At 62.0% G+C, this 25,298-nt stretch carries 20 protein-coding genes and 1 tRNA gene; 11 read left to right on the plus strand and 10 right to left on the minus strand.

Annotation, left to right across the window (positions count from 1 at the left end; all coding sequences use genetic code 11):
* Window positions 1–4: 4 nt before the first annotated feature.
* Window positions 5–511, plus strand: a complete 507-nt coding sequence (locus tag ACLFLU_RS35635) for a YkgB family protein (RefSeq protein WP_426409349.1) — start codon at window positions 5–7, stop codon at window positions 509–511.
* Between the two features lie 186 nt (window positions 512–697).
* Here the strand turns inward: ACLFLU_RS35635 and ACLFLU_RS35640 are convergent, their stop codons facing one another.
* Entirely contained in the window at window positions 698–3,481 is a 2,784-nt protein-coding gene (locus tag ACLFLU_RS35640) for a UPF0182 family protein (RefSeq protein WP_426409350.1), read from the minus strand.
* A gap of 206 nt (window positions 3,482–3,687) precedes the next feature.
* Between ACLFLU_RS35640 and ACLFLU_RS35645 the strand changes: the two genes are divergently transcribed.
* The 4 genes from ACLFLU_RS35645 (at window position 3,688) to ACLFLU_RS35660 (ending at window position 10,183) form a co-directional block, all read left to right on the plus strand.
* A complete protein-coding gene (locus tag ACLFLU_RS35645; protein WP_426409351.1) occupies window positions 3,688–4,158 on the plus strand; it encodes an aminoacyl-tRNA deacylase in 471 nt (156 codons plus the stop codon).
* Window positions 4,159–4,391: 233 nt separating this feature from the next.
* Window positions 4,392–4,811, plus strand: coding sequence for a CBS domain-containing protein (locus ACLFLU_RS35650; RefSeq protein WP_426414140.1), 420 nt, complete (start codon window positions 4,392–4,394; stop codon window positions 4,809–4,811).
* 132 nt (window positions 4,812–4,943) lie between these two features.
* Entirely contained in the window at window positions 4,944–9,755 is a 4,812-nt protein-coding gene (locus ACLFLU_RS35655) for an NAD-glutamate dehydrogenase (RefSeq protein ID WP_426409352.1), read from the plus strand.
* 50 nt (window positions 9,756–9,805) lie between these two features.
* Entirely contained in the window at window positions 9,806–10,183 is a 378-nt protein-coding gene (locus ACLFLU_RS35660; protein ID WP_426409353.1) for a hypothetical protein, read from the plus strand.
* Here the strand turns inward: ACLFLU_RS35660 and ACLFLU_RS35665 are convergent.
* Together ACLFLU_RS35665 and ACLFLU_RS35670 are read right to left on the minus strand one after the other, a co-directional pair.
* A tRNA-Glu gene (locus ACLFLU_RS35665) sits at window positions 10,171–10,245 on the minus strand. The two genes, ACLFLU_RS35660 and ACLFLU_RS35665, sit on opposite strands and share 13 nt — an antisense overlap.
* Before the next feature lie 56 nt (window positions 10,246–10,301).
* A complete protein-coding gene (locus ACLFLU_RS35670; protein ID WP_426409354.1) occupies window positions 10,302–10,646 on the minus strand; it encodes a hypothetical protein in 345 nt (114 codons plus the stop codon).
* Between ACLFLU_RS35670 and ACLFLU_RS35675 the strand changes: the two genes are divergently transcribed.
* The 4 genes from ACLFLU_RS35675 (at window position 10,645) to ACLFLU_RS35690 (ending at window position 13,948) form a co-directional block, all read left to right on the plus strand.
* The gene (locus ACLFLU_RS35675) at window positions 10,645–11,652 is read left to right on the plus strand and encodes an RluA family pseudouridine synthase (protein ID WP_426409355.1); all 1,008 of its coding nucleotides are present in this window, start codon (window positions 10,645–10,647) and stop codon (window positions 11,650–11,652) included. The genes ACLFLU_RS35670 and ACLFLU_RS35675 overlap by 2 nt on opposite strands.
* Window positions 11,653–11,871: 219 nt before the next feature.
* The gene (rpoH, locus tag ACLFLU_RS35680; RefSeq protein ID WP_426409356.1) at window positions 11,872–12,771 is read left to right on the plus strand and encodes an RNA polymerase sigma factor RpoH; all 900 of its coding nucleotides are present in this window, start codon (window positions 11,872–11,874) and stop codon (window positions 12,769–12,771) included.
* 193 nt (window positions 12,772–12,964) lie between these two features.
* Complete coding sequence (locus ACLFLU_RS35685) at window positions 12,965–13,306, plus strand: hypothetical protein (RefSeq protein WP_426409357.1); 342 nt, start codon at window positions 12,965–12,967, stop codon at window positions 13,304–13,306.
* Between the two features lie 249 nt (window positions 13,307–13,555).
* On the plus strand, window positions 13,556–13,948 hold the full coding sequence (locus ACLFLU_RS35690) for a hypothetical protein (protein ID WP_426409358.1): 393 nt from the start codon (window positions 13,556–13,558) through the stop codon (window positions 13,946–13,948).
* Between the two features lie 93 nt (window positions 13,949–14,041).
* On the opposite strand, the gene ACLFLU_RS35695 is transcribed toward ACLFLU_RS35690, so the two are convergent.
* From ACLFLU_RS35695 to ACLFLU_RS35705, 3 genes are all read right to left on the minus strand, one after another.
* The gene (locus tag ACLFLU_RS35695; protein WP_426409359.1) at window positions 14,042–14,665 is read right to left on the minus strand and encodes a peptidoglycan recognition protein family protein; all 624 of its coding nucleotides are present in this window, start codon (window positions 14,663–14,665) and stop codon (window positions 14,042–14,044) included.
* Window positions 14,666–14,699: 34 nt separating this feature from the next.
* Window positions 14,700–15,908, minus strand: a complete 1,209-nt coding sequence (locus ACLFLU_RS35700) for a GGDEF domain-containing protein (protein ID WP_426409360.1) — start codon at window positions 15,906–15,908, stop codon at window positions 14,700–14,702.
* A 589-nt stretch (window positions 15,909–16,497) separates the two neighbouring features.
* Entirely contained in the window at window positions 16,498–17,109 is a 612-nt protein-coding gene (locus ACLFLU_RS35705) for a LysE family translocator (protein ID WP_426409361.1), read from the minus strand.
* A gap of 255 nt (window positions 17,110–17,364) precedes the next feature.
* Here ACLFLU_RS35705 and ACLFLU_RS35710 point away from each other — a divergent pair, with 255 nt between their 5' ends.
* On the plus strand, window positions 17,365–18,195 hold the full coding sequence (locus tag ACLFLU_RS35710) for an SDR family NAD(P)-dependent oxidoreductase (protein ID WP_426409362.1): 831 nt from the start codon (window positions 17,365–17,367) through the stop codon (window positions 18,193–18,195).
* Between the two features lie 156 nt (window positions 18,196–18,351).
* Here ACLFLU_RS35710 and ACLFLU_RS35715 read toward each other — a convergent pair whose 3' ends face one another.
* Window positions 18,352–19,158: a lytic murein transglycosylase gene (locus tag ACLFLU_RS35715; RefSeq protein WP_426409363.1), complete on the minus strand. Its 807-nt coding sequence runs from the start codon at window positions 19,156–19,158 to the stop codon at window positions 18,352–18,354.
* Window positions 19,159–19,944: 786 nt separating this feature from the next.
* Between ACLFLU_RS35715 and ACLFLU_RS35720 the strand changes: the two genes are divergently transcribed.
* Complete coding sequence (locus tag ACLFLU_RS35720; RefSeq protein WP_027534326.1) at window positions 19,945–20,181, plus strand: hypothetical protein; 237 nt, start codon at window positions 19,945–19,947, stop codon at window positions 20,179–20,181.
* Between the two features lie 113 nt (window positions 20,182–20,294).
* Here the strand turns inward: ACLFLU_RS35720 and ACLFLU_RS35725 are convergent, their stop codons facing one another.
* From ACLFLU_RS35725 to rpoD, 3 genes are all read right to left on the minus strand, one after another.
* Window positions 20,295–21,170, minus strand: a complete 876-nt coding sequence (locus ACLFLU_RS35725) for an HAD family hydrolase (RefSeq protein ID WP_426409364.1) — start codon at window positions 21,168–21,170, stop codon at window positions 20,295–20,297.
* On the minus strand, window positions 21,170–22,816 hold the full coding sequence (locus tag ACLFLU_RS35730) for a metallophosphoesterase family protein (RefSeq protein WP_426409365.1): 1,647 nt from the start codon (window positions 22,814–22,816) through the stop codon (window positions 21,170–21,172). Before ACLFLU_RS35730 ends, ACLFLU_RS35725 begins: the two co-directional genes overlap by 1 nt.
* A 185-nt stretch (window positions 22,817–23,001) precedes the next feature.
* The gene (gene rpoD, locus ACLFLU_RS35735) at window positions 23,002–25,149 is read right to left on the minus strand and encodes an RNA polymerase sigma factor RpoD (RefSeq protein ID WP_426409366.1); all 2,148 of its coding nucleotides are present in this window, start codon (window positions 25,147–25,149) and stop codon (window positions 23,002–23,004) included.
* Between the last annotated feature and the right edge of the window lie 149 nt (window positions 25,150–25,298).

Here is a 25,298-nt window from a genome sequence, read left to right on the forward strand (position 1 = left end):
GACAATGACCGCGATTACCAGCAACATGCAAAATCCGTTTGTCCGCGCGATGCAAAAGTCCGGGCTGCTTGCGGAGGATCTCGACTACCACGTCGTTCGAGCGTCGATGGTGATCATGTTTCTCTTCTTCGGTTACCAGAAGTGGTTCCCATATGAATTCGAGCGACTGGTCCCGTTCATCAGCAACGGGCCGCTGATCTGGTGGCTCTATCCCGTCTTCGGTCACGCGGGCGCCAGCTATTTCCTTGGCGCTTCGGAGTGGACGTTTGGGACGTTGCTACTCGCCGGCTTCTGGGACAAGCGGCTCGGTGTCCTTGGCGCCCTCGGCTCGACCGGTACCTTCATCGCGACGGTCACGATCATTCCGTTCATGCCGGATGGCTGGGACGTCGCTGCGGGAGGATTCCCTGCGATGAGCGGCAACGTCCCCTTCCTGATGAAGGACGTCGTTCTGCTGGCGGTGTCGTTCTATCTGCTGAAGCAGGATGCGGTTCGGCTGATCCGGCAATAGGGTTGGATCAACATATTCGGTGGCGGGGCCCGTTCGCTCGGCGGGCCTCTGCCACCGCGCACCGCTCTCCGGTAGTATCTCATCGAGATCCGAAGGCCGTGCCGAAAGCTGATCATGGTGGACGTCGCCGACTTTCTCGATGCATTGAAATCGCCTCCCAACAACCGCCTTGAACAGCCCGGGGCATTATTGGCCGATGGGGCGTCGGTTCATGTCCTCCAGGAGCTCGCGCATCGCATCGAAGTGCGTGCCGAAACCTTTCCAATCCCCTGCCTTCAATCGCTCCACGGCCTGGTTGTAGCGATCAAGCGCCTCCCTGGACTGATTTTCGGTCGGGCTTGCCAGGGGCGTCTCCTCCGTCCTGCTCGAGGCGACCGGCGCCGAACCGGATTCCGTGAACAGAGCCGACAACGCCTCGGCGAGCGTTTCCTTCATCACGACGCGCTCACCATAAGCTGCGATCACGCGCTTCAGCTCCGGCAGGTGCCCATGCTCCGCCCGCAAATAGAGTGGCGATACATAAAGAATCGAGTTGTCGATCGGGATCACAAGCAAATTCGCGCCGCGGATCACCCGCGAGCCCATCTGATTCCATAGCGTGAGCTGTTGCGAGATCTCGGTCGTCTGATTGATCCGCGCCTCGATCTGGAACGGCCCATAGACGAGCTTGTCCTTGGGGAACTCGTAGACGATCAGTTTGCCGTAGTCGGGCGCGTCGCAGCGCGCGGCGAGCCACGCGATCATGTTGTCGCGGCGGCTCGGCACCATGGGAAGCATGAGGAAGAACTCGGCCTGCGGTTCGCCGGGTAATCGCATGATGATGTAATAGGGGGTCATCGTCGAGATGCCGTCGCCACCCGGCTGACGCGGAAATTGCCAGAGATCCTCGCGGTTGTAGAAAACGTCGGCCGCCTCCATGTGGTAGGCTTGGTACAGTCGGGCCTGAATCAAGAACAGGTCTTCCGGATAGCGAATGTGCTTCCGCAAGTCCGGTGGCATCGTCGTGAACGGCTTGAACAGGCTCGGAAAGATGCGCTGGTAGGTCGCCGCAATCGCGTCGCCGGGATCAATCAGGTAGAAGTCGACAGTCCCGTTATACGCATCAACGACAACCTTCACCGAATTGCGAATGTAGTTGAGATCGAGACCTTGTGCGAACTCTGCATACGGGAAATAGGAGCTCGTCGTGTAGGCGTCCTGCATCCAGAACATGCGCCCACTGCTGACGACCAGATAAGGATCATGATCGAGCCTGAGGAACGGAGCGATCGTGCTCACCCGCTCCTGGATTTTGCGGCGGATCATGATCCGGCTGTCGATCGTAATGTAGTCTGAAAGAACCAGGTTCGGGTCGTTGAAATAGTATGCAAACAGCGTTCTGGTGGCCATTCCCCCGATCGGGATGCCGCCGGCGCCGCCATAGGCCGCATAGACGTTCTCTTTCCCCTTCGGATAATCGAACTCCGGCGTGCTGCCCTTGACGATGACGTAGTCGTCGGTCTGCTCGCCGAAGTAGATGCGCGGCTCGTCGATCCTGGGGCCGGCGTCTGCGACAGGAGGAATATTCCGCAGATAGAACAACGGCAGTCCCTCGGCACTCTTGCGTGTGACCGGGCTCATCACCGCGCCATTGCCGTGGGTGAACAGCACGTGGCGGTTGACCCAGGTCTGGGCATTCGGCGGCAGCAGGGAGGACCGCAGTTCGCGGGCCGAGAGCATCACGCTCTGGTAGGAGCCATCGAGCCAGTAACGATCGACGTCGAGGTCATGGAATTTGTAGTAGGTGCGGATTTCCTGCAATTGCGCGTAGGTATCCGACAGCGGCAGCCAGTCCCACAGCCTGATATTTTCAATTGTCGCCTTGTTGGCTTCGAGCGCCTCGGGGGTCAGCTTCTGCTCAGCGGTAAACGGCTTGGCTGCGATCTGATCGAGATTGTATGCCTGCCGGGTAAGCGCGATGTTGTGTTCGATGTAGGGCTTCTCCAGCTCCAGCTCGCTTGGTTTGACGAAGAACTGCCGGAATAGCCCAGGGACGACGCTGGACAGCACGAACGTGCCGACGCCGACGAGCACGATCGCCACGGCCGGAAGCCGGTAGGTGCAAACCCGGACGTTCGCCCAGGCGGCAAGCGCCGCGATGATCGAAAGTCCGATCATCAGCCACAACGCCGGCAGCCCCACATGCACGTCGGTGTAACTTGCGCCGACGACGACGCTATTGTCGCCGTAGAGCAGGAGATAGCGGTCCAGAACGTAGGACCAGGCTTTGACCGCGAAGAGAAAACCAAGCAGAGCGGAACCATGAGCGATCGCTGTCGGCGAAATCGATCGGCCGTAAGCGTCGTATTCGATGTCGCCGTGCACCCAGTAGATCGCCGCGGCGAAAAGCCCGTTCAGAACGAGCGCGAGCATCATCCAGTTCTTGATGAGGATATAGGCGGGCAGTGAGAAGAGGTAGAAGCCGATGTCCTTGTTGTACAGCGGATCGTCTGCGCCGTAGGGCACCTGATAGACAAATCGCAGGAAGACGCTCCAGTTGCCGGCTTCGGCCGCCGCAACAAGAAGAGCGAGCAAAGCTGCACCGCCTGCGACCAACCGGGGCCACGGCGGTCGATCGCGCACAAACGCAAGCAGATCCGGCGGCGCGTTGCCCGCGGCGCTCCACGGCGGAGCGGCGACAGGCTGCATCGACCGCCGTCGGGCAAAGTGCAGTGCGAGCCATCCGTTCAACCAAAGGATGGCGGTGGTTGCCGTCCAGACTGCAAGAAAGATGACGGCTTCGGCGCCGATTGTTGTCCAAAAAACCTGTAGATAACCGATCGAGGAGAACCACAGCCAGTCGACCAGGAAGTCGCTCGCCAGCGCGAGCAGGATGAGGCAGGTCCCGATGACGACGGCCGCAACGGTGAGCCCGACCAAGGCACTTTGCCTTGGTACCTTGCGTCCGGGTCCGGTGATCCCGATCGTCATGGTTTCATTATAGCGGAAATGAGAGACGCCCGTCGCTCGATTTCGCGGTCGGGCGCGCCACCCTGAAAAAAATTGCGAACCCGTATATAATTGCGGATGGAAGACCTATGTTGGGTCTATAGTCAGGCAGCCGCCCATCCTACGGCGAGAGTCTGCGGGGAAGACCTCACGGTGGACGGTTTGCATTTTGCGCCGGAGGTCACGTCATGGCCATTGCTCCCACGCTCCAGAAGTACCTAGCCGCCGAGAACATCCAATACGAGGTGGTCCCGCACGAACTCAGCATGACATCCACTCGCACGGCTGAGGCATGCCATATCTCGGGCGATCGCCTCGCCAAGGGCGTCGTGTTGCGGCGCGACGGCGAATTCATGCTGGCTATCTTGCCCGCATCGCATCACCTCCGCCTGTCGGACCTGAGGACAAGTCTCGGCGACAATGTCCTCATGGCCAATGAAACCGAGATCAATCGGCTGTTCAGCGACTGTGCACACGGTGCAGTTCCTGCCGTTGGCAAATGCTACGGGCTGGATATCATCGTCGACGACAGCATCGAGGCACAGCCGGACATCTATATGGAAGCCGGCGATCACGAGACGCTGCTTCATATGGGTCACGCGCAGTTTGCGCGCCTGACGGCCAACGCACCACACGGGCGCTTTAGCGCGCACGACTGAGGATTTTGCGCACCACTTGCCTTTGCGATCCTGGGCGGGAACCTTGGCCGCGAAGCCGCTGTTAAATTGTTCAGGAGGGTTGCGGCGACAGAGTCGGCGTGTGTCTGGTCGGATCGCCAGGGAATGATGCTTTCTCCTGCGACCTCGCACCCGATCGGTAGTACAGTTCAGAAAATGGGGGGCGCTGCTGCATTGCATCAATGCACCTGAAACCCAGGAACGGAGGCTCCGCCATGAAAGTCAAAGACGTGATGCACAAGGGTGTCGACTGGGTCAGCCCCGACACCCCACTCACCGAGCTTGCCAAATTGATGCGGGCGCATGACATCGGCTGCATTCCAGTTGGCGAGGATGACAAACTGGTCGGGATGGTGACCGACCGCGATATCGTCTGCAAAGGGCTCGCGAGCCACAGCTTCGATGCCGGCCGCGCGACGGCGCGCGATGTGATGACTGACGGTATCCATTGCTGCCGGGAGGACGATGATCTCGCAAAAGCGATGCATCATATGGAGAAGCTGCAGATCCGCAGGCTGCCGGTGATCAACAAGAGCAAGCGGATGGTCGGCATCATCAGTCTGGGTGACGTCAGCCGTTCCGCGTCCGGTGATATGCTGACCGAGACCGTCAGGAGTATTTCGGCGCATCACTGAAATACAGCCAGGGCTCGCCGCTCGATCAGGCATTGGGCGGAGCTTGAGCCATGCACTTGTCATGCATCCACCGCGCGGTGCGAAAGCGACGATCGCGACTGCGATCGGACGGCGCGGCAAAGGGAGGACACTATGGCTTGGCGTGACGACAAAGCCCGTTCAACCCTGATCCGGGATGCAGCGGGAAGCGTGCAGCCAGGCAGGGCTCCCCGGACATTTGCCGAGCTCCTGTTCGGCTACACCAATGTCGAGGATCTCGCCAATCACGACGCCGCGTCGCTGGCCTTCCTGGCGGAGCAGGCCTGGGAGCACGTGCAACAGCGCACGGCCGGCAGCGCCGATATCCGCGTCGTCAATCCGATGATGCCGGACGGGCGCGAAATTTCCGTGCTCGAGATTCTCAACGACAATATGCCCTTCCTGTTCGATTCCACGATGGCGGAGCTCACCGAGCAGGGCATCGAAGTCACCCTCGTCGCTCACCCCATCCTCGCGGTGGAGCGCGATGATCAAGGCAAGCTCCTGCGCTTCCACGGTGAAGCGTTACCGGAAGGGGCGCAAGGTGCGCGCGAGAGCCTGATTCACCTCCACATCACCCGCCTGGACGCCGATGCCGATCGCCAGAGGCTGATCGACGGCCTCACGAGGACGTTGAACGACGTCCGCGCCTGCGTCACCGACTGGCGCGCCATGCGCGACCGGGTCGAGCAAGCGATCAAGACGTTCTCGTCCAACCCGCCGCCGCTGCCGATCGACGAGGTCGCGGAAGCCAACCAGTTCCTGCAATGGCTGTGCGCGGACAATTTCACCTTCCTGGGGGTACGCGAATATCGCTTCTCGCCCGACAGCGATGCGTCGGACGACATCACGAGCGGCGAAGGCCTCGGCATCCTCCGCGATCCCGATGCGAAAGTCCTGCGCCGCGGCAACGACATGGTGGTGATGACGTCGGAAATCCGCGAGTTCATGCACGAACCTACTTTGCTCATCGTCATCAAGGCCAACGTCTCCAGCCGCGTTCATCGTCGCATTCGCATGGATTATGTCGGCATCAAGCTCTACACGCCCGACGGCCGGCTGGAGGGCGAATTGCGCGTCGTCGGCCTGTTCACCTCGGGCGCCTATACCCGTTCGGCGCGACAGATCCCTTATGTCCGCCACAAGGTTTCGCGGGTGCTGCAACGTGCCGGCTTCGACCCGAACGGCCATTCCGGCAAGGCGTTCATGCATATTCTCGAAGAATATCCGCGCGACGAACTGTTCCAGATCGACGTCGACACGCTCTACAATTTCGTCATGGAGGTCCTGATCCTCTACGAGCGCCCACGCGTCCGGGCGCTGGCGCGGGTGGACAAGTTCGACCGCTTCGTCTCCATCCTCACCTTCATCCCGCGCGACAAATACGACACCGACGTCCGCACGCGCGTCGGTGCCTTCCTGTCGCAGGTCTACAAGGGGACGCTGTCGGCCTCCTACGTTTCATTCCCTGAAGGGGCGCTGGCGCGCGTCCACTACATCGTCGGGCGCTATGAAGGCAAAACTCCCGTCGTCGAGCGCGCCACGCTCGAAGCCGGGATCAGCGCCATTGCCGCGACCTGGGCTGACAAGCTGAAGGCCGCGCTCACTGACTCCACCGATGGCATGCGGGCGCGCATGCTCGCCAATCGCTATGCCCAGGCCTTTAGCGGCGGCTATACCGAGGTATTCACGGCGGAACAGGCGATCGCCGATATCGCGACCATCGAGAAGCTCACGCCGGCCCGCCCGGTGACGATTTCGGTTCATCGCCTGGAGGAGGACGATCCCAGGCGCTTCGGCCTGAAGGTGTTCTCGGACGCCGCACCGTTGTCGCTATCCTATCGCGTACCGGTGATCGAAAATCACGGCCTGCGCGTGGTCAACGAACGCACTTATCAGATCGTGCCCGGTCACAGGCCCGAGCCGGTCTGGCTGCACGACATGACGATCGAGACCAGCGACGGCCAGCCGATCGAGATCAGCCGGGATTTCAGCCATCGCCTGGAAGCCTCGATCATGGCGGTGGTCGCCGATCGCGCCGAATCCGACGGGTACAACGCCCTGATCCTGCGCACGGCCCTGGGCTGGCGGGAAGTCTCGACCATCCGGGCGCTGTCCCGCTATTTGCACCAGATCCGCGCTCCCTTCACCCAGGATTATATGTGGGAGACCTTGCGCAAGAACGCTGCGATCACGGCCAGTCTCGTCGCGCTGTTCCAGACGCGCCTCGATCCACGCCTCGCCTCCACGGATGGCGCGCGCTCGGCACGCGAGACGGCCCTGCTTGCCGAGGTCGAAGAGCAGCTCAAATCCGTTGCCTCGCTCGACGAAGACCGCATCCTGCGCCGTTTCACCAACCTGGTGCAGGCCACGATTCGCACCAATCTGTGGCAGATCGGCGAGGATGGGCATCCGCGTCCGGTGATCTCCTTCAAGTTCGACGCACGCAAGATCGAGGACCTGCCGGCTCCACGACCACTCTACGAGATCTTCGTCTATTCGCCTCGTGTCGAAGGCATTCACCTGCGCTTCGGCAAGGTTGCGCGCGGTGGCTTGCGCTGGTCCGACCGGCCTCAGGATTTCCGCACCGAGATCCTTGGCCTGGTGAAAGCGCAGCAGGTCAAGAACGCCGTGATCGTGCCGGTCGGCGCCAAGGGCGGCTTCGTGCCCAAGCGCCTGCCGCCGCCTTCTAATCGCGACGCCTGGCTCGCGGAAGGCACCGAAGCCTATCGCATCTTCGTTCGCTCGCTGCTCGAACTCACCGACAATCTCGACGGCGACATCGTCGTGCCGCCCGATTCGACCGTCCGGCATGACGGCGACGACCCCTACCTCGTCGTCGCCGCCGACAAGGGCACCGCCACCTTCTCCGACATCGCCAATGCGATTTCGGCCGAGAAGAACCATTGGCTCGGCGACGCCTTCGCCTCCGGCGGCAGCCAGGGCTACGACCACAAGAAGATGGGGATCACGGCGCGCGGCGCCTGGGAAGCGGTCAAGCGCCACTTCCGCGAGCTCGGCACCGACATTCAGACCATGCCTTTCACCGTGGTCGGCGTCGGCGACATGTCCGGCGACGTTTTCGGCAATGGCATGCTGCTCTCGCCGGCGACAAGGCTCATAGCGGCTTTCGATCACCGCGACATCTTCATCGATCCCTCGCCCGATCCGGCGATCAGCTTCGCCGAGCGCCGGCGCCTGTTCGACCTGCCGCGATCGAGCTGGCAGGACTACAACAAGTCGCTGATCTCGCAGGGCGGCGGCGTGTTCTCGCGCACGCTCAAGGCGATCCCGCTGGCACCGGAAGTGCGCAGCTTGCTCGATCTCGACAAGGAGCAGGCCACGCCGTTCGAAGTGATGACCGCGATCCTGAAGGCGCGCGCCGACCTTCTGTGGTTTGGCGGTATCGGCACCTATATCCGCGCATCGGCAGAGAGCGACGATCAAGCTGGCGACCGCGCCAACGATCCGATCCGCATCGCAGGCGCCGATGTTCGCGCCCGGGTGATCGGCGAAGGCGCCAATCTCGGCGTCACCCAGCGCGGCCGCATCGAAGCCGCGCAGAAGGGTGTCAAGCTGAACACCGACGCCATCGACAACTCGGCCGGCGTGAACACGTCCGACGTCGAGGTCAATATCAAGATCGCGCTCGCTCGCCCCGAACGCGAGGGACGCCTCAGCCCGGCTGATCGCAACAGCCTGCTGGCGGCGATGACCGACGAAGTCGGCACGGTGGTGCTGCGCAACAACTACCTGCAAACGCTGGCGCTCTCGCTTGCCGAGCGCAAGGGCGTGGCCGAGACCGGCTTCCTGACCCGCCTGATGCAGTCGCTCGAGCAGCGCGGCTTGCTCAGCCGCGCCGTCGAGTTCCTGCCTGACGACGCAGCGCTCACCGAGCGCACACGGCGCGGCCAAGCCCTGACACGGCCGGAGCTTGCCGTATTGCTCGCCTACGCCAAGCTGACGCTCTACGAAGACCTGCTCCTCACCAGCGTGCCGGACGATCCTTATCTCGCCCGCAGACTGTCGCTCTACTTTCCGCGCGAGGTTCCCGACAAGTTCCCGACCGCGGTCGAGCTCCATCGCCTCCGACGCGAGATCATCGCAACCAGTCTCGTCAATGCTGTGATCAACCGCGGGGGCCCGGCCTGCATCGTGCGCCTGACTGACGAGACCGACGCCGATATCTCGACCATTGTCATGGCGCAGGTGGCGGTGGACGCGATCTACGAGCTCAGGCGGCTCAATGACGCGATCGACGCGCTCGACACACGTATCGACGGGCAGTTGCAGCTCAGCCTCTACGCGGCGGTCCAGGATCTCCTGCTCTCCCGCATGGTCTGGTACGTCCGCAATGTCGATTTCAAGGACGGGCTGGAGGCTGTCGTCGCGCGCTTCGGCCCGGCTATCCGCCAGATCGTCGCCGGACTCGACACCACCCTGCCGCCGGACCTGCAGCCCGCACGTGCCAAGCGGCGGCAGGACCTGATCGATGCCGGTGTCCCGGCCGGCCTCGCCGGCGAACTCGCTGATCTCGACGCTCTGGTCTCGGCACCCGATATCGTGACGGTTGCGGAGCGCACCACCCGCCCGATCGGCGACGCCGCCGCGACCTTCTTCGCCGCCGAGGCGAATTTCCGTCTCGACCGGATCATCGCCGCCGCGCGCAGTGTGCCGGCAAACGATTATTTCGAACGTATGGCCATCGATCGCGCCGTTGAGCAGATCGCCGGCGCGGAAAGAAGACTGGCCGCGGATATGCTGGCGACCGGCCAGTCCGGCCAGCAAGCCGTCGAGACCTGGCTCGCCGCTCACCCCGAAGCGACGCGCATCCGCCGCTCGGTCGAGGAGATTGCCGCCAGCGGCCTGACGCTCGCCAAGCTGACGGTGGCGGCGAACCTGCTAGGGGATCTGGTCAAAGCCTGAGGGCGTACGAGGCAGCGATGGGAAACTTAGCCGGCGAACGGAGCAATCCAATGATCCACGCGACGTGCCACACGGCCGACAATGTCCGCTGCATCGAGTTCGATGCCACACCCTGGTTCAGCGAGGCTGACGCTCCGAGCATTGTCGATTTGGCCCAACGAGGATGGGCCAGCACGGCGATTGCAGATTCCCTCGAGCACCGACGAGGATACGAACGCTTGCACGAGCTCGTTGCGTATGCAGCAAACCGGCTGCAACCGGAATCCCTGGAGGACCCAACCTGGGAAACCTTCGAATGCGTCGTCGATGGACCCGACGCCGTGGCCTGGCTCGAGACGAACCGGCCCGAAATTGTGGCTAGGATCGCTAAGCCAGGGGAAGCGCAGCAAGGCGATGATCGCAGGCGAAACGAAAATGGCGCTCCCTAGGGGAATCGAACCCCTGTTTCAGCCTTGAGAGGGCCGCGTCCTAACCGCTAGACGAAGGGAGCGTGAGGGCTAGCCAATAACCTCGAAATTTGTCCGCCGCAAGGACTGAACCGGCCTTTTATGGCTCGTTGGCAAATTTCAGCTTTCCGGCCGGCTTGAGCGTGTGGGCATCGAAAGTGCGGATCTCGGTGACCCCGCCGATATCGAGCGTGATCACGAGGCGGTCGCCGGCCACGCCGGTGGAAACGATCCTGGCGCCCTTCGGCAGGGTGGCGGTGACGTCGCCCACGGGCTCGGGCGCCCTTCCCTCCGACTTGAAAAGGCGGTAGCCCACCGCGATCAGGACGGCGCAGATGGCCAGCGCCGAGGTCAACCCCGCGATCAGCATCATCCGCCGCACCCGCGCAAACAGCGCGGCCTGCTCGGGGGTCGGTTCGGGAACAGCGGTATCAGACGTCGTCATGGATAGCTCAGGCTCAGCGCAACGGTTGGAGGTCACGGTCGAAGGCGACGAGGGCTCGGCCCGGCTCGACCGCGTGCTGGCGGCGCGCCTTCCCAACCTGTCGCGATCAAGGCTCAAAACCCTGATTCTGGCGGGCGCCGTGAGCCTGAAGGCCACCGCGGTCCGCGACCCCGCTTATCACGTCGCATCCGGCGATACGATCATAATCGACGTGCCGGAGGCCGCGCCGCCGGAGCCCAAGGGCGAGGATATCGCCCTCGATATCGTGTTCGAGGACGACGACATCATCGTCATCAACAAGCCGAAGGGGCTGGTGGTGCACCCCGCGGCGGGCCACGAGACCGGCACCCTGGTCAATGCCCTGATCGCCCATTGCGGCACCTCGCTGTCGGGCATCGGCGGAGTGCGCCGGCCCGGCATCGTGCACCGGCTGGACAAGGACACGACCGGGCTGATGGTGGTCGCCAAGAACGACCTGGCGCACGCCTCGCTCACAGCGCAATTCGCCGACCACGGCCGGACGGGCGCGATGCGGCGCGGCTATATGGCCTTCGCCTGGGGGCTACCGGGCCGGCACCGCGGCACGGTCGACGCACCGATCGACCGCCATCCGCATGCGCGGGAGAAGATGGCGGTGCGCCAGGGCGGACGCGAGGCGGTGACGCATTGGGAGCTGCTCGAGAGTTTCGCGGCCCGCGACGGCAAGCCGATCGCGGGGCTGCTCGCCTGCGAGCTCGAGACCGGGCGCACCCATCAGATCCGCGTCCACCTCGCCCATATCGGCCACCCCCTGATGGGTGACGCAGTCTACGGCCCGCATTTCAAGACCAAGGCAAACCAGCTGGGGCCGGAGTCGCAAGCAGCTTTAACGGCACTTGGACGGCAGGCCTTGCATGCGTATTTGCTGGTACTTGAGCACCCCCGCACCGGAGAACTTCTTCACTGGGAAGCGGGCCTGCCGGAGGATTTGCTTCTCCTAGAGAGCGCTTTGAAAGCGGCGCTATGACGCAGGGGCTTTGAGAAAACCCTTACCTTACAAAAAGTTATAGCTGCCACACGGGGACGTGACGTCAGCAATCCTTCCCTTTTTGACCCCCCATGGGGTATATTGCGCCTGCGTTGGAAATGACCAACGCGGAACATCGCAGCTACGGCCGGCTTTAACCAAGCGGTCGTCTGCCTGGCCCGCCGCTATCGGGGGCCTGAACCTTTGGAGGGCTTAACAATGGCCCGTACCGCTGCTTTGCCGGTCCTCAATGGAGAATCCGGCCTCTCTCGCTACCTCGGCGAAATCCGCAAGTTCCCGATGCTGGAACCCCAGCAGGAATACATGCTCGCCAAGCGTTGGCGTGAACACGATGATCGCGACGCCGCACATCAACTCGTTACCAGCCATCTCCGGCTCGTGGCCAAGATCGCCATGGGCTATCGCGGCTACGGCTTGCCGATCTCCGAGGTCGTCTCGGAAGGCAACGTCGGCCTGATGCAGGCGGTGAAGCGTTTCGAGCCCGAAAAGGGCTTCCGTCTCGCCACCTACGCCATGTGGTGGATCAAGGCGTCGATTCAAGAGTACATTCTGCGTTCCTGGTCGCTCGTGAAGATGGGCACCACCGCGAACCAGAAGAAGCTGTTCTTCAACCTGCGCAAGGCGAAGAGCAAGATCAACGCGCTGGACGAGGGCGATCTCCGCCCCGACCAGGTGAAGATCATTGCCAAGCGCCTCGGCGTCACCGATCAGGACGTGATCGACATGAACCGCCGCCTCGGTGGCGACGCATCGCTCAACGCTCCGATCCGCGACGACGGCGAAGCCGGCGAATGGCAGGATTGGCTGGTCGACAATACGCCCAACCAGGAAGCCATGCTGGCCGAGCATGAGGAATATGACGAACGCCGTGACGCGCTGAACGGCGCCATGGGCGTGCTCAACCCGCGCGAACGCCGCATCTTCGAGGCCCGTCGCCTCGCCGATGAGCCGATGACGCTGGAAGACCTTGCTGCCGAGTTCGGCGTGTCGCGCGAGCGCGTCCGCCAGATCGAGGTCCGCGCCTTCGAGAAGGTGCAGTCCGCGGTCAAGGGCACGATCGCAAGGGCCGAACAGGCCGCGCTGGAAGCCGCGCACTAAGCGCAAGCTTTCGCGGCCCACGAATTGGCGGATCGAAAAGAGACGAAAAGCCGGCGGCAACGCCGGCTTTTTTTGTTGTATGTGAGCTGCAGCATGTTCGTTCGCAGGGTGCGCCGGCGGTTCATCTTGAACGCACGCGACGGGTCAGCCGACCCAATAGTGTCGGGCCACATCCAGAGAACGGACACACGCCGTGTCGATCATCCTGCAATCCACCGTCGGCGGCTTCTCCGCCCAGTTCATGCGCAAGCTGCCGCTGGTCGAGCAGGCCATGCGCGACCACGGGCTCGATCCCAGCGAGTTCGTGATCTCCAAGGACTATGCCTCGACCGCGACGATCCCGATCATGGGACCGTTCTTCTTTAATTACAGCGTGTACTTCGGCGAGGAGACATTCACCGTCACCGAGCCGAACGACATGGTGTTCCTGGACTACTTCTTCAAACGCGTGCTCGCCGCAGACGGACCGCCGCAATTGCCAGAGCAGCCGGGACTGATCCGGCGCTTGTTCGGCTGGATGGCGCAGCCGGTGTGACGCCGCTCGTCTCGATCACGCTTGTCGCAGGACATGGGCTGGTGTATGTGCTGCCGCCCGGCGCAATACCGCGCCGCTTTGTTCACGCTCTCGAGGGAGGCGGCATGAAGTTGAGATCGACACGTTCCGACCGCTGCCCACCAGGGACCGGCGATCGGTCATGAGCTGAACGCCGCGTCGCGGCTGTTCTTCATCCATCCAATCCGGCTACGAGGGGCGTGACGCAACACGGCGTCGCGCCGTGTCGTCATGTATTTGCGGTTCGTTACACCGCTCATCCACCCGCATAGCCGCGTGGAGAGCGGCTTCTTTCGCGCGTCCTGGTACATCCAGCGAAATAACTGCCCGGACTGGATTCGGCAGGAGCTCTCGGACCAGTTCACTTGGTTTGGGCAGCATTTGCCGATTCCCGGGCGCATTGCGCGGCACTTCAAGCGGCGCGACTCGATCTGGGGCATTTGCTGGTTCGATCCTCAGGCACGCGAGGCTGTCAGCCGCGCGCGTTACTGCGCCTGGCTGCTTGAAGAGGGTGGTCTGCCGGTGCGTACGATCACGACCTCGCGCCAGCGGGAAGTGATCTGGCGCGACGCGCACCAGATCGTCACGAAGCCTTCCAGCGATCTTCCCAAGGCCTTCCCTTGAATGGGGAATGCTCGCTCGGCTTCGGTCGTTCGGCACCGGCGGTTTCGGCCGCCGGTCGTCCGGACGCGGCCGAAGGAAGACACCGACCGTCCTCTACTCCCCCCACGTCCGCGCCAGCGTCGCGAGCCAGCAGCCTTCGCAATAGCGGGCGTCCTTGAAGTCGATCCAGTTGTGGGCATAGACGTGGTCGAGCGGAATGCCGTAACGCGCGCGCAGGACCTGGACCAGGATCTTCCAAGCCGCGACCTGCGCCGCGGTCGGGCCGATTGCGACATCGGGATAATTGCCGGCGAACTCGACGCCGATCGAATTGTCGCGCACGACCTGGTGATAGGTCACGCTGTTGTCGATGTATTTGTTGTCGTTGCGGTTGGCGCCGTCGGTATGGGTTGGCACCAGATTGTCCGCGACCGACCAGTACACCGTGCCGTCGGTCTCGACCCAGACCATCACGCCGCGCCGGGTGGGATTTTTGGACTGCTCCTGCGCGCCGCCGCGCGCTGAGCCGGTTGGCCCTTCGGTCTGATGCACGATGATGTTGCGCCAGGCATGGGCGTTGGCGACATCGCCCCATGGCGCGAGCCAGACGATCTTCAGGCCGGGAATGTCGGGCGTACCGCTGCTGCGCGCGAGCTTTGTAAGCTCGGCGTCCATTGCGGCGGCGGGAGCGATCAGAACAGCGGCGAGAACAGCCGCCAGAAGGCGAGACAGCATCACGGGGATCCAGCAACGGACCCGAGCGTAGCAGGGTTCAAGCGAATTTGCGCGCGGCTTCGACCGGCTCGGGCGAGAGCGGCGGGGCCGGATCATAGACCGCAAAATCGTTCTTGCCGTTCTTCTTGGCGGCATAAAGGGCGTGGTCGGCGTGGGCGATCAGCCGGTCCGGGAATTGGCCGATGCTGCGGTCCCATTCCGCGACGCCGATCGAGATCGCGATCGGGATGTCCTTGCCCGTGCAGACGGCGGCGTCCCGGCGGCAGACCTCGAGCACGCGGCGGGCGATCAGCGCGCCCTCGCGCAAGGAGGAGGACGGCAGCACGACGCAGAACTCGTCGCCGCCGGTGCGGGCGAGCAAGTCGCCGGGCCTCAAGCGCGTCTGCGCCATCAGGGTGAAGTGCTGGAGGCAGGCATCGCCCGCGGCATGGCCGTGGGTGTCGTTGATGGTCTTGAAGCCGTCGAGATCAATCACCAGCAACGAGAACGGCGCACCACTGCGCTCGGAGCGGGCGCATTCGTCGGACAGCCGCTGCAACAGATGGCGGCGATTGGCGACACCGGTGAGATCGTCGAGCAGCGCGAGGTCGGCAACCTCGCCCCGCAGTCGTTCGATCGCCATCAGGAGACAGGCGAAATTCCAGCCCATCGCCAGGAACACCAGCAACAGGATCATCAGGGCTTGCAGACCATTGAAGTTGATCGCGGTGATCGCCCCGCCATAGCCGACCAGCACCGCGGCACAGCGGACCGCGTGGATGGACAGCAGCAGGAAACCCACGATCGCAGCAAGGCGCGCACCCGGATTCTCCCGGCCCTCCTGCCCGCGCAGGAGCAGCGGCAGCGTCAGCACAATCGGCGTCGATTGCGCCAGCGAGTAGATCACGACCCGCATCGCCATGTTGTCCGTGACGAACAGGAAGAATGCGAGGCCAGCGCTGCATAAAAGAGAATTGGCGATTGCCGCGGTCCAGGCCACCGGACGGTGATAAAATTTGGCCACGCCCATGCAGGCGAGCCACGACGAAAAGATCATCAGGGCGCCGCCTGCGATCAACGGAAAGCCCGGATCCATCACTTCGCGCAGCATCGTTATGGCCGCGCCGACGGCCGCCAGTACCGCAGCCGCGGTCCAGTATCGCGCCGCCTCGAACTTCGGATAGGCACGGGCGACATAGGCCCAGATCAGACCCAGCGCGAGAAAGTTGATGATGATGACCGTCCAAAGCGTCGGTACGCTCAGCATGGCGCCCGCAGTACGCGCAGCGTCCCGCCCCCTGTCTCCGGCAGAAGTTCGTTCATGGCCCGTCCCCGTGTTCTTGCGGAGGATCATGCGCGGGTGCACTTAACGGAACCTCACTGCGATCGTCGAAAGCGCGCCCTTGGTTTTGGATTCATGAACAGCGCGTCTCGATTATCAGATCGTTAGGCACGTCGCCGGCGTCGTTGCGGCGTCGCGCCGGCGTGCTTCGCGATGCGGATTCGCGACCAAAAATCACCCGAAAACGCATCTGAGCTGTGGATAACGTAATGACACAGATGTGACAGCGCGGGGCAGACGCGCGCGAATCTGCTGAGTTCGTCATCGAGGATGTTGCGAGGCTGGCCCTCCGCCGAGCGTTCCTCGTGTCGCGTTTCACCATTAACCCTTAAGAGGATCCTATGGCTAAGAAAGCGAAGAAGGCGAAGAAGGCGACGAAGAAAAAGGCCAAGAAGGCTGCGAAGAAGAAGTAGCGCAGCTGCTTTTATTCGCCCGGGTGGAGCATGCTCCGCCCGGGCATCGGGTTAGGTTGAGAGATTGAATACGGCGGGCGCGAGGCCCGCTTTTTTGTTGGCTACCGCTCGGCGAACGCGAGCTTGGCGCCCAGCAGGGCAAAGCCCGCCGCAAAGGAGCGCCGCAACCAGGCCATCACGCCGGGACGGGAGATGACGCGCTCGCGCACGGAGGCCGCGCAGAGGCCGTAGATCACGAACACCACAAAGGTCATCGCCATGAAGGCGCCGCTCAATTCCAGCATCCGCGCCAGCACGGAAGCCTCGTCCGCCGCGATGAATTGCGGCAGGAAGGCGAGGAAGAAGATCGAGAGCTTTGGGTTGAGGATGTTGATGAGGAAGCCGGTGACGATGACCCGGCTGCTGGAGCGCTCCTTGATCTCGCCGTCGACCGCAAGCGCCCCGGTTTCGCGAAGCGCCTGCCAGGACATGTAGAGCAGATAGGCCACGCCGCACCATTTCAGCGCGGCGAAGGCGAGCGCGCTGGTGTGCAGCACGGCGGCAAGGCCGAGCATCGCCGCGATCATGTGTGGCACGATCCCGAGGGTGCAGCCGAAGGCCGCCGCCACGCTGGCGCGCGAGCCGCGCGTGAGGGCGGCGGCCAGGGTGTAGAGCACGCCCGTGCCGGGCGAGGCGACGACAATGAGCGAGGTGAGCAGGAAGGACCAGGACATGGCTCGTCCCTACCACCCCTGACGCGTGCCGAGAAGTCACGACACGGTCAGCCGCGCCGCGAGGGCCGCCAGGGGGCGGCCCGAGGTGACGACCACGTCGGGCTTCGGATTGGGGTCCTTGGCGAGGTGGGCCAAAACGAGCGGGATTAAGCCGCAAGGGGGCTAGCTGGTTCGGATCCAAATTGGGAAAATAGCCCTGCACCGCATGCAATCAGTTCGGATGCGCATTCCTCAGAACCCACCGATGGAGCCCTCATGACTGCGATTAGCGGCGCCGCCGCCATCACCGGAGCGGCGAGCGGCATCGGCCGTGCGCTGGCCATCGAACTGGCAAGCCGCGGCTGCGACCTCGCGCTCGCTGACCGCGACGAGGGGGGCTTGAAGAGCCTCGCTGCCGAGATCGGCGCTCAGCGCAAGGTCAGCGTGCATCGCGTCGATGTGAGCGAACCCGCTGACATCGCACAATTCGCGAGCGAGGCGATCGCGGCGCATCCCGCGCTCAACATCCTCGTCAACAATGCCGGCGTGGCGCTGCTCGGGCAATTCGAGGAGATCGACCAGGCGCAGATGGACTGGCTGTTCGACATCAATTTCTGGGGCGTGGTGCACGGCACCCGCGCCTTCCTGCCGCACCTGAAGACGCGGCCACAAGCCCATATCGTCAACGTCTCCTCGATCTTCGGCATCATCGCGCCGCCCGGACAATCGGCCTATGCGGCCGCCAAATTCGCGGTGCGCGGATTTTCCGAGAGCGTGCGGCATGAGCTTGCAATCGCAGCCAGCCCGGTCAGACTGTCGGTGGTTCATCCCGGCGGCGTTGCGACGTCGATCGCGCGTTCCTCACGCACCGGGGTTGGCGTCACCGACAATGCGCGCCGCGCGCAGATGATCGACCGGTTCGAGACCGCGGCGCGGACCACACCGAAAGACGCGGCGCTCCGCATCATCAGGGGCATCGAGAGAAACGAGCCGCGCATCCTGATCGGCAACGACGCAAGGTTCATGGATATCTTGCAGCGCTTCCGCCCGGGGACGTACTGGGCGCCGTTGCAGCGGCGGCTGGAGAAGATGGCGAAGGGGAAGTAGTCGCGTGGCACGAGAGCCGCGCCTCGCGCACCGCGTCATGCCCCGGCTTGACCGGGGCATCCAGTACGCCGCGGCTTTTCGGATCAATCACTGACGTCTCGGAGTACTGGATCGCCCGCCTTCGCGGGCGATGACAGCGCGTGTGTCGCGCCCGCCCTACTGCCCGACCAGCCGATCCGCAAAATACCCGATCGTCTTGCGGTAGATCACTGCCCTGTTCCACTCGCGCATCGCGTCGAAATTGGCCGAGCCTTCGTCATAGGGCTGGCCCATCTTGAAGCCGTTCGAGTGCAGCAGGTTCGCGGTCGAGGCGAGCACGTCGGCGACGCTGTGGCGGAGGTCGACATGGCCGTCGCCGTCGAAATCGACGCCGTATTTGATGTAGGACGACGGCAGGAACTGGGTCTGGCCGATCTCGCCGGCATAGGCGCCTATGAGGTCGCGCAGCGGCAGGTCGCCGCGCTGCACGATCTTGAGCGCGGCAAGCAGCTCGCCCTGGAACAGCTCGGTGCGGCGGCAGTCATGCGCGAGCGTCGCAAGCGTGCGGATCACCGGCAGCTTGCCCATGTCGCCCTTGCCGAAATCGCTCTCCAGGCCCCAGATCGCGACCAAAATCTGCCGGGGCACGCCGAACTGCTGCTCAATGCGCGAGAGCAGCGCGGCATGGCGCTGCAGCAGCGCGCGGCCGCCATTGATGCGGCCGGGACCGACGCGGGTCGAGACATACTGCTCAAAACTCTTGTTGAAGGTGTAGCGCTGGCGCCGGTCGAAGGCGAGCACGGCGCCGTCCTGGGTGATGCCGCTGAACGCCGCGCTGGTCACGCCTGCCGAGACGCCGGCTCCTTGCGCTTCCGCGCTCATGCTGGCGACAAAGCTGTTGAAGTCGCCGCCGCAACGCGCGGCCTCGGCCGACCCGCCGGCCAGACAAGCAATGGAAGCGACGGCGAAAACGTATCTCAACATGCGGGAAAATCCTTGAGAAACATGCGCGGAAGGCGGCGCGCGATCATGCCCGGGAACTGGATTCGCGTCAAAGCGGACACGGAACCGATCATAGCGATCAAACTGCGCCGAAACAAAAACCGAAAAACAACCCCATGCACAGTAGGAGCACAGCGACGATCGAATGCTATTTTTCCGAATCCAGGTTGACGCGTCGGGCAAAACAGGGGTATTGTGCCAGCATCGCAGACTCCGGTCGTTGGCGCCTGCCCGCGCCGCATCCGGAGAGCGTCGTGCGATCCTCCATCATGCCCGACGACACGGACGTCCCGCTGCGCATGGTCGCAAGCCCCTCAATCGCAAGCCTCCTGCAGCTCAATCCCGGCCACCGCGCGCGTGCTTGCTGCGCTGCGAGAGCGCGATGAGATGAACAAACTATTTTAGGAATCCAAGCGTCTGCTTTGCGAAACTGCACGAACCCGTGATGCCATCAGCTGCATGTCTGATGCGCTTGCTGCGACATCAATACCACGACGATTTATCTTGCCACACCAGGGCGCAAGCTATAGCCTTCTATCTCAGGTTGTTGCCCTGCCAGCCCCGGGCGCCGCTGAAGACCAAACATAAGCGGCGGGCTTATCGGCCCGCCGTTTGTTGAGGGCAAGGGTCGCATCGGACCTTGCGGGACGCTTGGCGCCCCGGTCGGGCAAACAGATCGCCAAACGATTGCACAGAAAGCTGCCAGATTGACGCTGGCCACTGCCGAAGTCATTTGACTGCGGCGCCCTTATCGACGACAAGCCCGCCATGGCCAAAAAACCCGGAACCAATCCCAAAGGCGAATTCGCCTTTTTCAACGTCTTCTACGAGGACGGCTCCCAACGCTCCAACCGGCGCGTGCCCTCGGAGCTGCTCGGAGGCCTTGATGGCGATGAGCCCGCCCGCGCCTTCATCATGGAGCAGGACCGCGAGATCGCCGAAAAATCCGGCCGCCCGCCGCTCGAGATCAAGAGCCTCGACCGGGTTGGGGCGAAGAAGAAGTAGGCCGATATGAGCCCCGGCTAGCCTTGCCAGCCGAGCGATGCTGGGTAAAAAACAAGCGGCCCGCCACTTACTGGAAGTCGATGATCGGCGCCACAACAATGTGGGCACCGTGACTACTGACGTCGCGATGACGATGAAGCTATCGCCGACCGCTCGAAATCGTAGAGCCTTAGTAGATCGTCAAATCGGTCTAGCGTTGCTTCTGGTTCAGTTCCACGTGCTTGCTCGCGCAACCCATCCTCTCTGGCTACGTCTGCCTCGGTCCAATGCGTGACGCGAACCAACGGCGGCCAGAGGTCTTTGTCGTAGAGCGTTCCGAACTTGGCCCATGCCGAATGGAGACCGGCGCGTTTCGCCATATAGACGTCGCGAACGAGACTGTCTCCGACATAGAGCGCCTTTGATGGAGCGATCGAGTATTGAGCACAGATGTCAAGAAGTGTCTGAGGATTAGGCTTTCGATCGCTTGCCCCAAGTAGCCGGACAAAACCGCCCTCGGATATCTCCGCATCCAACTCTTTTGATACGTGCGCTGGCGCATACAACGCTGAAAAAAACGACCTAATATGCAGATGGTCTAGCCTGAACAAGCAATTGATCACTCGAGCATCGGTGTACGCTACGACCGGGATCGAGCCGTCTGACCAATAGCGAAGAGCTTCTAAGACCCCGTCATAGAGCTTGAGATTTTGTTTACGAACTCGATTGAACGCGTGAAACGCTGGATCGAGATACTCTGCCACATTAATCGAGTCTGCCCTGAGCAGCCTCTGAACTGATTGCGTCTCCAACAAAGCGAACGGATGCTCTGAATCTCCATGCCGTTGATGAACGGCTTTCAATTCGTCTAAGAGCACATCCTTCGAGACACCTATTAGGGGTGCAGCCACTTCAACCATGGCATAAAACGCCGGCACAAATGCTGCTAGCCAATCGTAAACAGTGTTATCCAGGTCAGTGATGACAAGAGATATTGCTGGCCGCTGCATCACTGGACCTTATTCCAATCACCCAGTCTTAAGCCAGTCTCGCTCTCAACCGACAGCTTCGCGCTCCAACCGCTTATAACTCCAAAAGCACCTTGAAACATCGATCGATAGATGTCGAGCCGCATTTCACCTGGGGTAATCGTCAACGTATTGAAATAATTCGAAGAACCGTCGGTTTCACGAGACCCGCAACTTCCGCCACCAACGATCGACAACTCGCCAAGCCGATATTGAGTCTGCGCCCGCTCCGGGAGTTCATAGACAGTCGAGCGCCATATGAACGAGCGGTGTTTATGGCCATGCAATGCTAGGTGAACTCCCTTACGGGCAGCTAAGCGTTGCACACGCACCGCATCTACCGCTAGCCCGTAACCTCTGCCGTAGCCTTCAGCAAGCTCCAGATCTTCCGTTAGAGCGAGATGGTGATGAATAACAAGGATTCTCATAGCCAACGATTGATTTGTCGCCCACCCGAGCCGCTGAGCTGCGTCAACGAATGCGCCCTCATCAATCCGGCCCATCCCGGCAAGAAAGTTCGCTCCTGTTTCAAGCGAGCTGGAATTTAGAGCGCAGACCTCAACGATAACACCGCAAGGCATTGCGAAGCGGCGTCCCATTGAGAGATATCTACCAGGTTCGTGTCGCATAAGACGCCTATAGAATTGCTCATAATTCGCCTTGGCTTTGGCAGGCGCCTCCACTACGGGAAGATTATGATCGAAGGTCTCATTAGTCGTCCATTGAATATCGTGGTTTCCTGGAACCAAGATGAGATGGTCAGTGCTAAGATCGAGAATTCCCAACAAGTGCAGAATGGCGGTCGTGGCCTCTTCAAACTCGGCGGCGCTGCCGATAAAAGTAAAATCGCCGCTCAAGATAACCAGTCCAACTTTCTTACCTCCGAGGGCGGTAGTAATCGCCTCGACCATCGTCTGCCGCGTGCCATTCCCTTCGCTATCATAGCGCCACACATGCTGGCTGCGATTTTTCCCCTCGGCAAAATGAGCGTCAGTAAGGTGAAGGATCGTGTCGCTCTTGCACCTCACGACTTCCGCTGAGATTGCTTCGGACAGAGACTGGACGCTTAGCAATATCTGTTCGGCGGGGTCGGTCGGCAACGAGGGACGAATACGCCAAATAGTGGTATCCATGCTTCGAAGTTCTTCAGCACCGACAATTTTTTTGCCCGAGAAGCGCATCAAAGTCGAAGGCGCATAGTTCGGCAATTTGGGAGCTTCAGCAAAAGAGTAGTTCTCGAAAAAATCTAGAGGTTGCGGATCAATTTCCTGAAGCTTCATCCAAGCACGACTGAATGGGCTTTCCCGATAATAGGAGGGAACATGGCCAGCTTGTCCCTCTGGAATCTTGATCGTGTTTTCGGCCCCCGATTGGCTCGGCTTTGTGACACCGACAACTTTAGCTCGGTACACCCTGCCTGTACCCGAATCAAAAAGCCCAACATCAACCGATTTTCCTCCCTCGGTCTCCTTCGCCAGCAAATCCCAGATGTCGCTTCGACTATCTTCAGAAGGGCGCTTCCACCAACCCCACCAACACCAACCGTGCTGAGAGATAATCTTCTGGTGTTCCTCGATCGTTGCCGCCACCAAATCGCGAAAGCGAAACAGATAGTGAATTTCCGACAAATTATCCTCCCAGCGCTCCGATAGTCCCAATGGGTCTCAGCCCATCTTGAACCGCGACAACTACTCATAGTTGCACAGATGGTCGGCGAGCAAAACTAGACCAACGGCCAAAAACAAACGGCGGGCTTCGCAGCCCGCCGTTCATTGAGATCAAAGGCCGGGATGAGCCGGCCAACCGATCTGGATCAGTTGTCGAGGAAGCTCCGCAGCTTCCGGCTCCTCGACGGATGCTTCAGCTTGCGCAGCGCTTTCGCTTCGATCTGACGGATACGTTCGCGCGTCACCGAGAACTGCTGGCCGACTTCTTCCAGCGTGTGGTCGGTGTTCATGCCGATGCCGAAGCGCATGCGCAGCACGCGCTCTTCGCGCGGGGTGAGCGAGGCGAGCACGCGCGTGGTGGTTTCGCGCAGGTTCGACTGGATCGCGGCGTCGATCGGCAGGATCGCGTTCTTGTCCTCGATGAAATCGCCGAGGTGTGAATCCTCTTCGTCACCGACCGGCGTCTCCAGCGAGAGCGGCTCCTTGGCGATCTTGAGGACTTTTCGCACTTTCTCCAGCGGCATGCCGAGCTTTTCGGCCAATTCCTCTGGCGTCGGTTCGCGGCCGATCTCGTTGAGCATCTGGCGCGAGGTGCGCACGATCTTGTTGATCGTCTCGATCATGTGCACGGGGATGCGGATGGTGCGGGCCTGGTCGGCGATCGAGCGGGTGATCGCCTGCCGGATCCACCACGTCGCGTAGGTCGAGAACTTGTAGCCGCGGCGGTACTCGAACTTGTCGACGGCCTTCATCAGGCCGATGTTGCCTTCCTGGATCAGGTCGAGGAACTGCAGGCCGCGGTTGGTGTACTTCTTGGCGATCGAGATCACGAGACGGAGGTTGGCTTCCACCATCTCCTTCTTGGCCTGGCGGGCTTCGCGCTCGCCTTTCTGCACGGAGTGCACGATCTTGCGGAACTCGACGATCTCGAGGCCGGTCAGCGCAGCAAGCTGATGCACCTCGTGGCGGAGGTCCTTGATGCGGTCCTTCTCGTGATGGACGAAATTCTTCCAGCCTTTTGCGGACAGCTTCGAGACGCGGTTGAGCCAGCGCGGATCGAGCTCCGAGCCGGTGTAGTTGCGCAGGAAGTCCTCGCGCGCCACGCCGTGGCTGTCGGCGAGACGCATCAGGCGGCCCTCATGCGAGACGAGGCGCTTGTTGATATCGTAGAGCTGCTCGACGAGTGAATCGATACGGGCCTGGTTCAGGCGTAGCGATTTCACCTCGACGATGATCTCGTCCTTCAGCTTCTTGTACTTGCGCTCCTGGTGCGGCGAGAGCGACTCGTTCTGGAGCTGGTTCTGGATGTCCTGCTCCTGAAGCTTACGCAGCTTCTTGTAGCTGTCGGCGATCTTGTCGAAGATCTCGACCACCTTCGGCTTGAGCTCGGCCTCGATGGCCGCGAGCGACATCTGGTTCTCGAACTCGTCGTCCTCGTCCATGTCGGCTTCGGCGGCGGACTCGGCGGGATCCTTCTCGGCCTCGCCGACATTGCCGCCGGCGGGCGCGGCGCGGAACGGGGTCGGCGCCGGAGGAGCGGCGGGCGGCGCGACATGGGCGGGCGCACCCACGGCCACTGCAGCAGCCTGACCGCCTTCGGCCGGGGCCTCGCCGTTCTCGCCGTTGGGACCGGCGATCATCGCAGTGTTCATGCCGGCCTTGGCATCGGGGCCGGCATAGGTCGCTTCGAGATCGATGATGTCGCGAAGGAAGATCTTTCCTTCGTTGAGCTCGTCGCGCCAGATGATGATGGCCTGGAAGGTCAGCGGGCTTTCGCAGAGGCCCGCGATCATCGCCTCGCGGCCGGCCTCGATGCGCTTGGCAATCGCGATTTCGCCTTCGCGGGAGAGCAGCTCGACCGTGCCCATCTCGCGCAGATACATGCGCACGGGATCGTCGGTGCGTTCGCCCGGCTCGCTCTTCTTGACCTCGGTGACGGCCTTCTGGGTGACCTCGACGAGCTCGTTGTCGGTCTCGTCCTCGCCGCCCTCGTCCTTGTCTTCCTCGCCTTCGCTGTCGTCGGCTTCGGTGACGTTGATCCCCATGTCCGAGAGCATGGACATGATGTCCTCGATCTGCTCCGGCGAGGTCTGATCGGACGGCAAAACTTCATTGAGCTGATCGAAGGTCACGAAGCCGCGCTTCTTGGCCTGCTTGATCATCTTCTTCACTGCCGCGTCGGACAGATCGAGCAAGGGAGACGGCGCGTCCTGGGAGTCCTTCTCCGGCGCGTCCGCTGCCTTGTCGTCTTTTTCCTTGTCCTTCGCCTGCAGCGTCTTTGCCTTGGTGGCCATCCATTGCTCCTAAACGCGCTTCATACGGAAGGCCGATCGGCCCGCCCGCCTGAATTCACTTGAACCTGTTGCTCGACGCTCTCGCTTCGCCAGATCTCGACACGGAAAGGGCGGCGCGCACAATCTCTCGCCACCCCGACCTTTCTCTC

The organism is Bradyrhizobium ganzhouense (genome assembly GCF_049949285.1).
GTDB classification, from domain to species: domain Bacteria; phylum Pseudomonadota; class Alphaproteobacteria; order Rhizobiales; family Xanthobacteraceae; genus Bradyrhizobium; species Bradyrhizobium ganzhouense.